Annotated in this window: 12 protein-coding genes; 8 read left to right on the forward strand and 4 right to left on the reverse strand. The window is 54.2% G+C overall.

The window, feature by feature from the left end; genetic code table 11:
* Positions 1-46 precede the first annotated feature (46 nt).
* The 3 genes from ACSPJT_RS11270 to ACSPJT_RS11280 all read left to right on the forward strand — a co-directional run bounded on the left by ACSPJT_RS11270 (position 47) and on the right by ACSPJT_RS11280 (position 5,260).
* Positions 47-1,834, forward strand: coding sequence for a hypothetical protein (locus ACSPJT_RS11270; protein ID WP_435892654.1), 1,788 nt, complete (start codon positions 47-49; stop codon positions 1,832-1,834).
* 97 nt (positions 1,835-1,931) lie between these two features.
* A complete protein-coding gene (locus tag ACSPJT_RS11275) occupies positions 1,932-3,671 on the forward strand; it encodes a S16 family serine protease (protein WP_435892655.1) in 1,740 nt (579 codons plus the stop codon).
* 86 nt (positions 3,672-3,757) lie between these two features.
* Complete coding sequence (locus ACSPJT_RS11280) at positions 3,758-5,260, forward strand: trypsin-like peptidase domain-containing protein (protein ID WP_435892656.1); 1,503 nt, start codon at positions 3,758-3,760, stop codon at positions 5,258-5,260.
* Between the two features lie 27 nt (positions 5,261-5,287).
* Here the strand turns inward: ACSPJT_RS11280 and ACSPJT_RS11285 are convergent, their stop codons facing one another.
* Entirely contained in the window at positions 5,288-5,488 is a 201-nt protein-coding gene (locus ACSPJT_RS11285) for a hypothetical protein (RefSeq protein ID WP_435892657.1), read from the reverse strand.
* 247 nt (positions 5,489-5,735) lie between these two features.
* Positions 5,736-6,599, reverse strand: coding sequence for a PEP-CTERM sorting domain-containing protein (locus ACSPJT_RS11290; RefSeq protein ID WP_435892658.1), 864 nt, complete (start codon positions 6,597-6,599; stop codon positions 5,736-5,738).
* Positions 6,600-6,859: 260 nt separating this feature from the next.
* On the opposite strand from ACSPJT_RS11290, the gene rseP reads away from it, so the two are divergent.
* A complete protein-coding gene (rseP, locus tag ACSPJT_RS11295; RefSeq protein ID WP_435892659.1) occupies positions 6,860-8,269 on the forward strand; it encodes an RIP metalloprotease RseP in 1,410 nt (469 codons plus the stop codon).
* Between the two features lie 40 nt (positions 8,270-8,309).
* Here the strand turns inward: rseP and ACSPJT_RS11300 are convergent, their stop codons facing one another.
* Positions 8,310-8,768, reverse strand: coding sequence for a tRNA (cytidine(34)-2'-O)-methyltransferase (locus ACSPJT_RS11300; protein ID WP_435896198.1), 459 nt, complete (start codon positions 8,766-8,768; stop codon positions 8,310-8,312).
* Between the two features lie 110 nt (positions 8,769-8,878).
* Here ACSPJT_RS11300 and ACSPJT_RS11305 point away from each other — a divergent pair, with 110 nt between their 5' ends.
* The 4 genes from ACSPJT_RS11305 (at position 8,879) to ACSPJT_RS11320 (ending at position 13,429) form a co-directional block, all read left to right on the forward strand.
* Positions 8,879-9,439 (forward strand): hypothetical protein, encoded by a 561-nt coding sequence (locus ACSPJT_RS11305; protein ID WP_435892660.1) that lies wholly within the window; start codon positions 8,879-8,881, stop codon positions 9,437-9,439.
* A 65-nt stretch (positions 9,440-9,504) separates the two neighbouring features.
* Positions 9,505-10,215: an isoprenyl transferase gene (locus tag ACSPJT_RS11310; protein WP_435892661.1), complete on the forward strand. Its 711-nt coding sequence runs from the start codon at positions 9,505-9,507 to the stop codon at positions 10,213-10,215.
* A gap of 27 nt (positions 10,216-10,242) precedes the next feature.
* On the forward strand, positions 10,243-11,541 hold the full coding sequence (locus tag ACSPJT_RS11315; RefSeq protein ID WP_435892662.1) for a sigma-54-dependent transcriptional regulator: 1,299 nt from the start codon (positions 10,243-10,245) through the stop codon (positions 11,539-11,541).
* A gap of 253 nt (positions 11,542-11,794) precedes the next feature.
* On the forward strand, positions 11,795-13,429 hold the full coding sequence (locus ACSPJT_RS11320) for an RNA polymerase sigma factor (protein WP_435892663.1): 1,635 nt from the start codon (positions 11,795-11,797) through the stop codon (positions 13,427-13,429).
* A 28-nt stretch (positions 13,430-13,457) separates the two neighbouring features.
* On the opposite strand, the gene ACSPJT_RS11325 is transcribed toward ACSPJT_RS11320, so the two are convergent.
* Positions 13,458-14,930, reverse strand: coding sequence for a DUF7133 domain-containing protein (locus tag ACSPJT_RS11325; RefSeq protein WP_435892664.1), 1,473 nt, complete (start codon positions 14,928-14,930; stop codon positions 13,458-13,460).
* Position 14,931 lies beyond the last annotated feature (1 nt).

A 14,931-nucleotide genomic window follows, 5' to 3' on the forward strand; every position in this document is an offset into this window, starting at 1 on the left:
ACGTTCCCTATTAATGATGAAGCTTCGCACGTTCTTAACCCTTCCGGTGCTCCTGACGTCCCTGAGTATCGGTTCACTCAGCAGTGTTTCTGCTGCGAAATACCTACGTCCTGACGAATCCAAGGAGCTTTTCAAGTTGGAAAAAATCCCCCTTCAGGTCGACAGCATGAAGGAGCTTTCGAAGCATTTGACGATTGTCGCCAAAAGACAGCAGGACGACTCCGCAGTGAACAGACGCACGACTGGCCAACTGCTGGCGATTGCAATGCGTCTGGATCCCGCCAACCAAGAGGCTCGTGAGACCAATCGCTCCCTGCAGCGCGATGTGGCATTTGAAAATTCAAATGACGGCCAGATCACCAAAGCCAAGGCTCGGCTGCGGTTCTACCAACGCTGGCTGGCCAGTCCGGATGCGGGAAAAGACGCCAACGACTTGGCCAATTACATCACCGATGCCACCCGGGTGCTTACACCTGACACCCTGAACAACGACGATCAAGCTGACTGGACTGGCGTTATTCCTCCTCTGGATCGCTACCAAAAGCGCCAGCCAACCATGCCGGAAACCGATCACACGGATCGCACCGAAAAAACGGACGACGAGGCAAAACCTACTCCACCAAAGGAAGATAACAGTGAAAAATCCAACGGTAGTTACCAAATCCCCCAGCTGAGCATCAACATGCCTCTCGCGATGGAGAAAGCGGTCAAATACCGTGACCCCAAGGACAATTTCCAAGAGAAAACCCGCTACCATCGAACCTACGTCGTTTGTCCTATCAAGCTGAGCATTTCCCCGCGCAATGGTGACCAGCCTACCTCCATCAAGTTCAAGCAGTCCATGAAGACCAAGGACGAGGACAAACAAAAGAATCTGGATAAAGCGGTCGAACAACTCGAGCAACGCCTCGGGGCCAAAGGCAAAGCCCGGATGGAAGTTGAATTTGGCACCAGCAGCTATTCGAGTCAGAACGGTCCTGCCGCCCTCGCTGCCATCGAACTAATGGCCGAGGCCTCGCGTGCGAACAAAGCATTACGCAACGACATCTTCCTCTGCGCCTCGCTCGACTCATCCAATAAACTCTGCCTGCCTCCTAACTTCTGGCTGGTGTTGAAATCTTTACGCACGGATACCAAGAATCGCGGTCGATTAATCGTTCCCAAATCCGCAATTAAGCCGATGACACAATTGTTGGTATTCAGTGAACCTGACTTTTTCACCCGTTGGGAGGTATTTACTGTCGAAACAATTCAAGAGGCCATCGCAGTCGCTGCTAAATCAACCGACAAAAACATCGCCGAAGCCGGGGAGCTTTTCGCCCCTGTGCGCAATCTCTCAGGAAAAACAGACGTCACCAAACTGGCAGTCAACCGCGCTGTCCGCAAACGCATGGAAAACATCGTCGCCCTCGCACCCAATCACTTGTCTGCTAGAATTCTGCTGCTTCAAGGTAGCGGAAAAAGGCCGATGCGACTGAGCCGAACCGGTCTCGCATTTCAGATTCAGCCTATCGTGAAACACATGAGTTACACCCTGACTCAGAAGATTAACCCAGACTCTCCTACCGCCAGCACACTTAAGGACCTACACGTTGCGGCACGCGCTGAGCTCGACCCTATCGAGCGACTGGTCAATCGCAGCGACGATGAACTCTATCAAGAAACCTTAAGGCTGGCCAATGATCTGCGCAGTCTGAATCTGCTGATCAAACGCTCTGAAAGAGACGAAGATAACGACAAGAGCCGAATCAAGGCCATGGTATTCAGTCTTCAGAAAGGGGCCACCGCTCTCGAGGCGAGAGTCGACCAGGCTGTCAAGGCAGCAGCGGAATAATAATTAACCCCCGCGCTTCTCGACCGGCAGCCTCTCTGGGACGCCCCTGCTTTTTCCCTTTGCAATTGGCCTCGGGCTGGGAATAATCCAGCCCATCATGACGATCCTTAAGTCCTCCCCGTCCCGCCTATTTGCCCGTTGTGCGCTTATGCTCGCAGCGGCAGGCATCGCCATCTCTTCATTCCCAGTCACCGCGGCCTATCGTCCGCCGGACATGGAGAAAAAGATTTTCGCAGCTGATGACATCCAGCTGGATAAGTTCAGTCGCGCTGGTTTGGTCGGTGCTCTGGTCAGTGTCGCCCGCGACTTCAATAAAGAAGAAGACGGAGTGGAATACGACACCCGCTCCTACGCGCTCGCCATTGCTGGTCGCCTCGATAAGGACAACTCCAAGGTGCAGGACTGCCTGGATCAGCTTAAATCGAATGGCAAGACCATCGACGAAGAAAAGGCTGAGAAGAAACGCACCTCCAGCCGCCTTTATTCCGGCGTCCGTGCTCTCATGCGCAAGAAGGACAACAAAGCTAACATGACTTGTGCCGCCTACTGTGTGGACATCGCTCTGCTTTTCGATCCAGACGGTGAGAGAAAGGACAAGTTCAAGGAAATGGAAGAAGAACTCAAAAAAGGCGACTACAAAGTCAAATGGAAGGGCCTTCTGAAATCACCTATCCACCACAACGCCAACCCCTTCGGAGGTGGTGAGCAAGAGTTCGTCAAAGTGGAACGTGAAATGCCCGGTGGAGACGCCAAGGAATTTGCACGCCGTCAGTCCCGCATCATCGGCCTCTCTGTGCGCAGACTAGCCAGTGGCAAACACGCCGGTGCCGCATCCTCTGTGATCGTTACCGCGCTGAAAGAAGACGACCAAGACGGTCTGCTTTTCAAATTCGATCAAAAAGTCGGCACCATGATGGCCGGATCACTTGAGGAAGTGATCAAGTTCCTGCGCGTTCGCTACGGCAAGGACAAGATCCCCAATGGCTACAAGGTGGATATCGTCCTTGGAGACAAGCACCAGCTCGTCGATGGTCCATCAGGCGGAACCGCCTTCTCCTTGGTCATCGACTCCCTATTCTCCGGTGAAGAAATCGATCCCGCCTACGCATGCACCGGCACCATCACCGCAGACGGTGAGTCCGGTATCATCGGCGGTGTCGCTGGTAAGATCCGTGGAGCCATCAACCGCGACTGCAAGATCGTTGGCATTCCCTACGGCAACGCCAAGGGGGTTTACGATTCCTTCCTGCTGGACGGTATGGATTCACTCCTGAAAATCAACGTGTTCACTCAGCGTAATTTCGATGAAGCTCACAAACTCTCTCGCAAGGACAAAGATGCTGACGTGTTAGCCGCAATGGATAACTACAAGCAAGTCGCCGCACTGGTGAAAAAAGACGGCCCTGACATTCTCAAGAATCAAGCCGTCAAAGACAAGCTCCAAGAGGTGCTCGACAAAGCTCCCAACCACCTCTGCGCCAAAGTGCTTCTCGACTTCGCCAACGGCCAGCACGTGAAGACCCTTTCCGTTCGCGGAACTCTGGACGAGATCGATACCGAGCTTTCCGCCTTCGGACGTGGTGGCATTGGTGATGAAGGCAAGGCAACGGCCGAAGAAGGCGTCGAGCACCTTGAAAGAATCAAGGACATGATCGACTCCCGCTTCAAGGACTACCACTCCGCTGCCCTCAGCCTATGCCAGGCCATCGTCAAAGGTGCCAACGAAGGAGAAGAGAAAGACGCCTATGCCAAGCGCATCCGCAATCTCTACTCCAAGGCCAGCAGTGCCCGTAGCAAGATTCTCGGCGATCCTAAGATCGTTGAAGAAATGAACTAGGCTTTCCGCCCCTCTGCCGCGCAGCTCGCCACCAGCCAGCTGCGCGGCTTTTCCCCCTTACATTTCTCCCTTACCCCCCTCATGTCATGAATCCTGGATTCCGCCGTTTCCTCATTCTCTTAGCCGTCTTTGTGGCGGCTTTTTTGGCAGTGTTCGTTGTGCGTAAAATGCAGGACGGCAGCAGCCTGATGGACATCATCACCGGGCGAGACTCCGCCAGTGACAACGGCAACTTCACTCTACTCGAAAAACCTGCACTGAATCTCAAGGACGTGCAGGTCATGGCCGCCATCAATGCCGAGAGCGCAGCGCTGGTAAAAGCCGTGGTGCCCTCTGTCGTCAGCATTGATACCGCCGGCGTCCGTCATGAACGATTCCGCGATATCTGGGGCCGCACCTGGGTGCAGCCGCGCGCTGTCCAAGGCCAAGGCTCCGGTGTCATCGTGACCAAGGAAGGTCACGTCCTGACCAACCATCACGTGATCCAAGGCAACCCCCGCATCCGCCTGACCATGCACGATGGCTCAGTGCACTCGGCCAAAGTCATCGGCTCCGACCCCGCCGTGGACATCGCCGTTCTCAAAATCGATGGCAAGGGCACCTTTGTCCCACTCAAGATTGGCGATTCCTCCAAAGTTGAGGTTGGCAATATCGTCTTCGCCGTAGGCAGCCCGTTCGGCCTCGGTGAAACCGTTACCGATGGTAAGATCTCCGCGAAAAAACGCACCTTCTCCGACAGCCGGGTCGACCTGCTTCAGACCTCCGCCGCCATCAACCCCGGCAACTCTGGCGGGCCGCTGGTTAATATTCTCGGGGAAATCGTGGGGATCAACTCGCGCATTTATTCCACGGATAAAAAGAATCCCGGCTTCCAAGGCATCAGCTTTGCCATTCCGTCCAATGCCGCCCTGAAAACCATGAAGGACATTCTCGCCCGAGGCCGCCCGATCCGTGGTTTCCTCGGCATGGCCTTCGAAGACCTCGATCCCTACACACGCCAGGAATTCGGCTACAAGGGTCAGGACGGCATCCGCATCGTGGGACTCGTTCCCGGATCACCTGCGATGAAGGCGGGGCTCAAGGAGGACGATATCATCATCAGCTATCAGGGCACCGACATCGACAACATGCGCCGCCTGATCGACCTGATCCAACAAAGTGAAGTCGATTCCAAGGTGACCATGGAAATCTGGCGTGAAGGAGCCAAACACAGCATCACCGCCACCGTCGGCGAGGCCGATAATTTCAATCAACGCATCCTCCGCAACGAAGAGGAAAAAGCCACCCAAAGGCTGGATACACAGACCGTGCTAACAACCATCGGCCTCGTCGTGCGTAATCCTAACAAGGATGAAATTTCCAAGGGCGTGCGCGGAGTGGTCATCGATCGCATTCTGCCCGATAGTAAACTGCGCGGAAAACTCCTCACTGGAGATGCCATCCGGGCGGTGAACGGTCGGCCGGTTCAGAACGATGTTGATTTTAATGCCCGGCTAGCCGCCTCCGCGTCTGTGCAAAACACAGAGCTGGAAATCCACCGCGGTCAGCAGTCATTCCGCATTCTTCTCTCGCCAGTCACTGCGAAGTGACCAGCGGTGTGAAGCGGGGCGCACCAATTACTGTGCAGGTGCGGCAGGCACGCCGTAAGGATTGGATGGATCTGGCTGAGCCGCGCCATTCCAATCTCCGCTGTAACCTTTGTTCTGCATGCTGCGGCCAACACCCTGGATGTCACGGCCCATGCCGATAAAAGTATTGCACGATCCGAAAGCAAGCGATGCGATGGTCAGGACAATTAAATAACAGGAATTTTTCATACGCCGAATCGGTTACTCCATCCCAAGGGATTTGCAACTCAGAAATTTTCCAGAATAACAGCCAGGAATCTGTTACAGAGGCATTCAGCGGCGATTGCCGCATCGATTTGCACAACGAATCTTGATGTGATTGGGCCGATTATCGGCACCAAAAAAACGACCTGCCGTGTTTGGCAGGTCGTTCGATTAATGATTGTTAGAAAAACCAGCCACTAAAAAAGCCAGTTTCAGAATGGGGCGATGATGCCTACACACGGCGGCGGCGGCCGATGAGCAAGGCAGCACCCAAACCAAGCAGCGCAGTGGAGCTTGGCTCTGGAACGGAGTTAATGGCGAACGAATCGTAACCCACCGTAACTGTTCCAGCGTTGTCCACATCTGCCTGGGCGGTGAGCGCACCAAATGTGCCTGGGGTTACAGCATCCAGCGAAGTATACGTGCCGCCGGCGAATGATCCAGTGCCACTGACCGAGGTCCCGTCACCACTAACGGTGCCGGTAAAACCCAGGTCACCTACAATGTTGGTCAAACCACTAATCGTGTAGCTGAAACTGTCATCAGCAAGCATAGTGAAATCGATCGTGTAGCCATCTTGGAAGGAGGCATAGTCGGCTGTAAACTCAGTACCAGCGGGTCTACCTCCCCCAGTGTTGCGGAAAGAGGCCATTCCGCCAGCATTTCTGAGAAAGAAGCCCGCATAAGATGAACCCGAATTGTTGTAGTTATCCGTCATGTTGTTAGATAAGCCGACAAATTGGCCGTTACCTCCGATAATTCCGGTGATGCTGGAAATTTCTGCCATAACGTTGATGCCGCCATAGTCTCCCGAGACAAACGATGGTGTGTAGCCAGTTACGTTATTAGCGCCACCACTAGCATCTGAGTTGATCAGAAGGCTACCCCCTGAGATTGAGGCCGAGAGCGGCGATGAGCCATTTCTGTCAAATACCATATCTCCCGCACTGGTGCCTGAGGACCCAGGAGTGCCGTTTGCCACAGCGTCCGCTTCATCGATGGAGAAGTCATGTGAATAAAGCAGCACTGCGTGCGCCGAGTGAACCAGGCTGCTTGCAAGGAGTGCGCTTCCGATTAGTTTGTAGGTTGATTTCATAAGTATACGTGTAGTGATTTTTTGATCATTGCCACAATATTTGAAACAGCACATCCGCGTCAATTGCTATTCAATCAACAATTTTACTCAGAATTCAGCTCTAAGGCCACATTCCAGGCCGTGTAGCGATCTGACTCATCAATATCATGAGCAACACTCTAACTTTTCAGCGTTCAATGTGAGCTCCAAGGCCGTGCTTGCCAGTTGAGGAATTTCCACTACATTGCCCCTCGTCCGTCCCTTACATTCCTCTTTTCATCATGGCCATCATCACTCCCATCCTCGTCATTTTTCTCGTTGTTGTCATTTTCAACATCATCATATTTGTGCACGAACTGGGCCACTTCCTTGCCGCACGCTGGCGCGGCCTCGAGGTCGAGCGATTCCAGATCTGGTTCGGTAAGCCCATTTGGAAAAAAACCTACAATGGTGTGCAGTACGGTCTCGGCTGGATTCCCTTCGGCGGCTTTGTCGCACTGCCTCAGATGGTCACCATGGAGGCCATTGAGGGCGACAACATGATCGACAAGCCATTGCCTCCGGCCAAGCCTCTCGACAAAATCATCGTCGCCTTCGCCGGCCCGCTTTTCTCTTTCCTGCTCGCCTTCGCCACTGCCTTTATCGTCTGGGGTGTCGGCAAACCTGACACACGCCTCACGCAGACCACCATTGGCTATGTCGAGAAAGACTCTGCGGCTGAAAAGGCCGGGCTGAAGCCTGGGGACGAGATTGTTTCCATCGGCTCCAACAAGATCGACTCATGGGCAGGCAACATGGACACTGGCGTGGTCGAAAGCATCGCCACCAGTGAAGGCGACAAAATTCAAATCGTGGTCAATCGCCCAGGCGTGGCCGAGCCAGTCACGCTCAACAGCGGCTACAAGATTGAAGACACATCGTGGTACAAACGCGCTGCCATGCGTAAGATCGGCATCAGCTACAAGGAGCAGGTCATCGTAGGTAGAGTCCTGGAAAACAGCCCCGCAGCAGAAGCCGGACTACAGGAAGACGATCTCATTCTCACATTCAAAGGCCAGCCGGCCCTGTCTCGCATGCAGCTGATCAAAGCCGCAGAAGCTGGTGAACCAACACCGATCACCGTCAAACGCGGTTCCGAAGAACTGAGCATGACGCTAGTGCCACGCAAGCCGATGGCTCCCAACGATGACAAGACCGCCTTCGGGGTTGGCTTCAAATTCGACGAGTCGCTCGTCAGTGATCAAATCGTGCATCCGGGACCGTGGCGCCAGATCGTCGATAGTGCTCTGGTGATGAAAAAAACCATCCAGCTGGTGACATCGAGTGAGTCCAGCATCGGTGTCGACCAACTCGCCGGACCGGTCGGAATTGGCAAAGGTTATTTCGACATGCTGACTTCCTCGTCTAACGGCTGGAAGCTGGCCTTGGGCTTCACGGTGCTTTTCAACATCAACCTCGCGATCCTGAACATGCTGCCATTTCCTGTCCTCGACGGTGGCCACATCACGCTTTCGCTTCTCGAAATCATCGCCGGTCGCCCGGTCAAGGCACGCGTGCTCGAGGTCATTCAGACTGGCTTCGTATTCCTGATCTTCGGACTGTTCCTTTACATCACATCCAAGGATGTCGGGGCCTTTGTTCCGGGGGGCAAAAAAGAACCTCAGGAAATGAAGTTCGAGCCCAGTCAGTAGCCGGAGAGCAGCCCACTGACCACCGATCACTGCACACCGATCACTTCCCCCTCACCTGCCTTACCGCTTCGTAAAGCACGATGCCTACGGAGGTGGCCAAGTTCAGACTGCGGGTGGAGTTCTCCACCATAGGGATGGTCAGACACTGGTCTGGATTTTCTGCTAACAAACTCTCGGGCAGGCCTTTGGTTTCACAGCCGAAAACAAGGTAGTCTCCATCTTTAAACTCCACATCCCAGTGGGGTTTTTTGGTTTTGGTGGTTAGAAAATAGACACCTGCATTTGGATCGATGCCTTCTGTGAATTCCTGCCAGCTTTCCCAAACTTGCAAATCCACGTCTTTCCAGTAGTCGAGGCCGACACGCTTCACCTGTCGATCATCCAGAGAGAACCCGAGCGGCTTCACCAAATGCAGTCGGGCACCGGTGGCGAGACATAATCTTCCTGCGGCACCGGTGTTGTGCGGGATTTCAGGTGTGACCAAAACAACGTGAAGCATGGCGGCAGTAGGTGCGAAGGCATGACTCGACGCAAGTCTGTATTTTGATTCCGTGCCTGACAAGCGGGGCTCGGTTTGATATGGCATCAGTTTCATAGCACCACACATTCATGAAACGAGTCATCATCGCCACTTTTACCGGAGCCCTCGTCGCCTTCTTCTGGGGCTTTATCACCTGGATGCTATTGGACTGGCATACGCCGGAAACATTCAAGGACGAAGCCGCCGTCACAGAGGTGATCACCGCCAATGCGGAGACACACGGCATCTACATGCTACCCAGACCGGGAGATATGAGCCAGGACCGCGAGGCGGCCTTCACCAAAGGACCATTCGTTTATGCCATCATCCGCCCCGGTAGTCTGGATCGTCCGTGGAATATGGTGGAGTCGATGTTGATTTCCTTCGGGATCAATGTCCTCTGCTGCCTGGTCATCTCTGTTTCCGTGCTCCGGATCCGCGCCACCCGTTACATTTCTCGAGCCAGCGTCGGCGCCACACTTGGACTTTTCGCCGCCCTCAGCGTGGTGCTTCCCCACTGGCAGTGGTTTGAAACCCCCGGTAGCCACTTCCTCGCGGAATTCCTAGATCCCATCATCGCCTACACCCTAGCAGGTCTCGTGATTGCCGCCATTATCAAGACCCCGAAAGCCCGGCGGATATTCTCATAAAATGCCAGCCTGACATCCGCGCCGCTTGACACCCAAAAGGCAACAAATAACACTCCTCCACCGGCATGGACACCACCAATGACACTCCCCGCCACATCGCTATCATCATGGATGGTAATGGTCGCTGGGCAAATGCGCGCGGACTCCCGCGTGGCGAAGGTCACCGCGCCGGTGCCGAGTCCGTACGCGAAGCTGTAGAAACCTGCCGCCAGCTGGGAGTTGAGTATCTCACACTTTACGCATTCTCCTCGGAGAACTGGAGTCGGCCGAAAAATGAAATCGACTCGTTGATGAAGCTGCTAGAACGCTTCCTCCGCGACAAATTGCCGGAGATGCTGAAGCAAAATGTGCGCCTGCACGCCATCGGCAACCTTTCCATGCTTCCCGTCAATTGCCGCAAGGAAATCGACAAAGCCATCGAAAAAACCCGCGACAACACCGGGCTGAACCTCATCCTCGCTCTCTCCTACGGCTCCCGTGAGGAAATCACCGATGCCGCCCGCGCACTTGCCACCAAGGCAGCCGCCGGTGAGATTGATCCAGCTGACATCGATAATGAGATGTTCGCGAATCACCTCTACACCGCCGGCATCCCCGATCCCGATCTGTTGGTCAGAACCTCTGGCGAACTTCGAATTTCCAACTTTCTCCTCTGGCAGATTTCCTACTCGGAAATTGTCATCAGCCCAAAAAACTGGCCGGATTTCCGCAATGCCGACCTTCGCGCCGCGGTGGATGAATACGCCCGTCGTCACCGTCGTTTTGGGGCCGTCTAGCCGACACCACACACCAATCTGATCACTTTGGACGATCCACAGACTATTCTCATCGTTGCTCCCGATCTCGACTATCTTGAGTGGGCAACCAAACACCTCGCCGCAAAGGATCTGCGCATCTTGCGCTGCGATCATGCCGAAAAGGCCATCAAGGTCTGCGATACGACGCGTGTTGACTTGGTCATCGCGGATCTCGTGCTGCAGCCATTTGACGGCCTGACGCTGCTAACAAGACTACGCGCAGCTCACCCCGCCACACTGGTTATCCTCACAGCGGCATTCCCCACCACCGCCCAAGTCATTGAGGCCACTCAGCTGGGTGCTCAGGACATCTTGAAAAAGGAGTCCCTCACCTTCGAACTGCGCCATGTGGTGGAGACCGCTCTGCAAGCTATCGAAGATCGCCGCACGGCGGGGACGTCGGAAAAAACAAACCAGGCCACCGACTCACGCATCAAGATCGTGGGCAACTCACGTGCGCTGCAAGACGTTTTCAAAATCGTCGGACGTGTCGCCCGCACAGATGCACCGGTTCTGGTATCCGGTGAAAGCGGCACCGGCAAAGAACTCGTGGCCCATGCCATTCACGAATATTCGCCACGTTCCAAGAACACCATCATCGCCATCAACTGCGGTGCCATTCCTGAGAATTTGTTAGAGAGTGAACTCTTCGGTCACGAGAAGGGCGCCTTCACCGGAGCCATCAGCCGTCGCGCCGGACTCTTTGAGCAATGTGACGGCGGCACACTTTTCCTCGATGAAATAGGCGACATGCCGACACCGGTGCAGGTGAAACTTCTGCGAGTCCTTCAGGACGGCACATTCACACGCGTCGGTGGCACGGAGATGCAGAAGTCAGACGTGCGCATCGTAGGTGCGACGAATAAAAACCTCGCCGAGGAAGTCGCGCGTGGAAATTTCCGCGAAGATCTTTTCTACCGGCTGAATGTCGTCGAGCTGCATTTGCCACCGCTTCGAGCTAGAGCCGAGGACATCCCCCTGCTTGCCGAGCATTTCCTACGCCTCACCATCAAGCGGAATGGCATTGCTCCCATGAAACTCAGCGCCGAGGCACTCGAGCATCTCAAAAACCACCGCTGGCCCGGCAACGTGCGTGAGCTGGAGAATACCATTGCCCGTGTCTGCGCGCTGGCCTCGAACGATGTGCTTCTCCCCTCGGATATCCAATTCACCCGGACGTTTTCTGATCCCGATGCCGACGATGCCGCCACGATGAAAGCCTTGGAACATCTGCAAAAAGCCGCACCCAAGGGAGTCAAACTTGCTAGCTGGATTACCGAACGTATTCAGGAACTCCCGAAGTAGCAGTAATCTCGCCTAGGTTTTCAGGCGCTGGGGGTGGATGACCCTACATATCGCATACTGAGGATTCGCACCACTCTCCAGAGTAGTCCTTTGTACACTGGATGCATTCTCTGCTGTCTGCTCCCACGTTCCCGAACCTCACTTTTGGGACCATACTATCTCACTGAAGTTCTGAAAGTTACGTGATGGACTCTGGAAAATAAAAATTTAGATGTCAGTTTCCTATAGGCGCAGGACAGTAATAGGAAAGCCCATGGCACGATCTGACGAAAACAGCGACACCGCACTGCTCAAACTCTGGGTGCAGCAAAGGGATGAACCCGCATTCCACGAACTGGTGAGGCGGCATTCAGCCTTCGTTCATCGTGCTGCGCGCGGTGTTTGCGGTGACGACACCTTGGCAGCCGATGCCTGCCAGCTGACATTCATCACCCTGGCCAAGAAAGCAACCAGTTTACTCACCCGCCCGACGCTTGCTGGCTGGCTGCACACCACCGCAGTCATGCATTCCCGAAATTTGATCCGGGCTCGGAAAAGGGACTCCGATAAGAACAACAAATTTCACACCCACATGGCCATTCATGATCCATCACAACTGCCCGATCATTACCACGAGGGGTCAGAACATCTCGACGTCGCCCTTTCCGAGCTGTCCCAACGAGACCGTGAAGCTCTTTTACTTCGATACTATCAGGCCTGTAGTGTCAGCGAAACAGCAGAGCTGTTAGGCATTGCCACCCACGCCGCCCAAAAACGTCTATCGCGGGCACTTGAGCGACTCAGAAATAAACTCAACCGCCGCAGCGTGCATGTCTCCGGTAATCTGGGTGTCATGCTGACAGCTGCCTTCACGACCAAAGTCGAAGCCGCCCCAACTGTGGCAACCATTGCCTCCAAGGCCATAGCCGCTGCGCCTCCGATTGGCGCTACCACCTTTCTAACCACCGCACTTACTATTATGACCACAAAGACCATTCTCACCACCGCTGCCGTAGCCTTACTTGGGTCTGCCATCTTTATGGCAGTTAAAAAATCGCCTGACAGCAGCGATGACGCCACTGCCATCACAGCCTCTGGATCTGCAGCGCAATCCCCCTCAAGGGAGCGACAGAGATATAGTCGTCCAACTCCCAACAGAAACCGGTCAACGGATCAGGGAGACACTAGCGACTACTCGCAGCTCAATGCCATCTACGGCGAAGACAAAGTGAAAACCGCCCGCCATATCAGCTCGGATGTGAGTCTCTATCAACAGGCGTATTTGAAACTTCTTCGCGACCAGATCGACCATGCACCCACCGGCCGGCCTATGCTTAAGGATGGTCACGTCACTTCGTTAATCGACCTGGCCGCCTCTGACATGACCGCCGGCTTGAAACATGGTGAGCATCAAATCACCGCAGACCAAACGGCCCAACTCAATGCTGCCATCAAATCCTATCTGGAACGCGAATACGCAACCACCCAACGAGAAATTGAACAACTCAGGAAAAACCCAAAGGGGCTTACGGAGCTCTACCTCGCCAGCGATACCTATTGGCGTGGTGAAATCGATCAAGCCACGTTCCAACAACGTGTCTCAGAAGCTGGCATTGACCCCAATGGCGTGGCATCTCCCACAGAGCTTCACTCCCGTCTGAATCGCTATGCCATCGATCCGAAACTGACCAAGGAAATGCAGAAAATCCTGACACCTGAGCAACGTGAAATCATCAATTCCCGATTACAACGCATGGCTGACATCCAAGCCAGGCAGGAGACCGACATCGGCACACTATCCCAGCGTCAGCCTGGAATGACTTTGGAAAAACTCGGCAACATGATTAACGACAAAGCCGAGAAACTTAATCAGCGGTATCAAGGGCAAACCCCGAAATATCACGAATAAACCAGCTTTCCTAACAACTTCATCAGCATTAATTTTTCACGAGCTGGTTAAGCGTGTAGTAAAAATCCTGGTTCAGCAGTGGCGTTCCGTCTTTGGATTTTAGTCCTGAGATCTTGATGTGATAGACTCGGCCTGGTTCCAGCTTCGGCACGTCCAGGTGGATCATCTTACCCTCCGATCTTTGGCTTGAAACCGCCTCATCTCTCTTATCTAACTGCGGTCCACCGTAGCTCCATTTGTCTTCGTAACGAAAGGAGCGCAGCTTCACCAAACTACCGCTGAGCAGCTTAACTTCTTTGGTGAAATTGAGATCAAATCCAGTCTTGGTGAGTTTGATCTGTTTGATATCGAAGGGCGTCTTACCCAGCCACGTGATACGTTGCAGCCCCTCTGCCGGCTTGCCCCAACCGCGCGCGGTCTGACCAACATAGAGGGTTTTGCCATCGGCGGTGAAGACGGCTCGATTATTCCCAGACCTCAGTCCGTGACCGTTAATAAAGTGGGTACAGGAGCCTTGGTATTCGCCGTTTACCTTGTCTAACATGATTCGACTGATTCGGTTTGAGTTATTATCCGGCAGTAAAATCTGACCCGCAAACGGACCGAAGTTCTCAGGGATTTCCACCGGCTCGGATGCTGATCGGTTGATTTCTTTGTGGGGAAGCAGCACCGCAGCGCGGGTGCGCATGGCATTGATTTCCTTGAGGGGCATTTTCAGCGGGTCTTTGCCTTTCGGCCAATCTTTGTCCCAAACCAGACTGGATGGATGACCGTAGAAGGCATCCTTTTTCAGATGATAGAATGGTGTCGTAGCGCGCCAGTCACCTTGATTATCGCCGCACCATAGCTCTCCGTTAGAATCGCGCATGATGCCATTATGCATGCGGAAACCCTTGGCGAATGGGGTCACGGTGCCATCCTTGGCGTAGTGCATCACCCAGCCTTTCCACGGCACTCCTGAGAAGTTCCTGCCTCGACGGCCAATCTTGGAATACTCGCCACGCAGGTGGTGGAATGTGGGGCCATTGTGTGAGGCTGTGCCTACGGCGATGTAGTAGCCGCCATTGCCATCCGGGCAGATCTCGTTGGTTTCGTGATAATTGCCACTGACGCCCCAGACGTCGGTTAGTGTGGTGTATGAATCAGCCACGCCATCACCATCGGTGTCTCTGACCTCGGTCAGTTCCGGCATCTGACTGACAACGATATGACGGGGCTTAATCACTTCCATGCCGCAGGCGTTGTGAAATCCGCTGGCGAATTGTTTCCACTCGAACTTTTTGGGATCGGCTGTGGGTTTTGCCATCAGGATGTCACCTCGGCGTAAAGCGACGTAGAGAGTACCCTCGGAGTCAAACTGCACGGCTCCGACTTCTGGCGGCACATTCTTCGGCAAGGCGATGTCCTCGATGCGATAGCTATCGGTAATATTCTGCGCTAGCGCCGCTCCGCACAGGGTGACTAACAGAAGCGCTAAGGTTGTATTTTTGATCAAAGGCATC

This window comes from Oceaniferula spumae (genome assembly GCF_042849255.1).
Classification (GTDB): Bacteria; Verrucomicrobiota; Verrucomicrobiia; order Verrucomicrobiales; family Akkermansiaceae; genus Oceaniferula; species Oceaniferula spumae.